The sequence below is a fragment of the Candidatus Poribacteria bacterium genome (assembly GCA_021295715.1).
Taxonomy (GTDB): Bacteria; Poribacteria; WGA-4E; order WGA-4E; family WGA-3G; genus WGA-3G.
Genome location: JAGWBV010000005.1, coordinates 86017 through 86677, shown reverse-complemented (window position 1 = coordinate 86677; position 661 = coordinate 86017). Strand labels below are relative to the sequence as shown.

Here is a 661-nt window from a genome sequence, read left to right as displayed (position 1 = left end):
CCCAGTGAAGCCAGTCAAAGAACATGCCCCAGGACGCATCGGAAATAGACTTCGCAAGATGCCTATTTTTTACCATGTTGCTCGGTTTGAGTTTCTCAGCAACAACAGCATCAAACCCTTTGTGGTGAAAGAGTTTATAGACGGTTTTCGCGATAAAATCAAGACGTTAACAGGCAACAATATCTGCCTGTTTCGCCAATGCGTCCTTTGCCTTATACCACCGTTTACTTCGGTATTGCTTGCGCGAAAGGTCGCGATGCAAGCGTATCAACTTCTGTTCGGCTTGGCGATAAAAGCGCGGATTATCTTCAGTTTCACCGGCAGAGGTCGTCAGAAATTTGTGCGTCCCAACGTCTACACCACAAGCAGACTTTGGAACACATTTCAGCGTCTCCGGCACTTCGCAAACGATAAAGACATACCAGCCACGTGCCGTCTTTTTCAACGTGACCTCTTTCGGGTCTCCGATGAGCGGACGATGTTGGCGGATCTTGACTTCACCGAGTTTCAGCACTTTCAAGCGGTTATACCGTGTGCCTGTGGAGCGGATAGGGGTCTGACGAACACGTATCGTCTGTTTCCTTGTATCCTTGGTCTTTTTACCAACGACTTTCGTATATTTTCGCAGTTCCCACGTCAACGAGCGAACAGAGGTTTTGTA

Annotated in this window: 1 protein-coding gene; it reads right to left on the bottom strand. The window is 48.1% G+C overall.

Translation table 11 applies throughout. From position 1 onward, the window contains the following. Nucleotides 1–166: 166 nt before the first annotated feature. Nucleotides 167–661, bottom strand: a 495-nt coding sequence (locus J4G07_02950; GenBank protein MCE2412939.1) for a transposase, incomplete at its 5' end; no start/stop codon positions are given.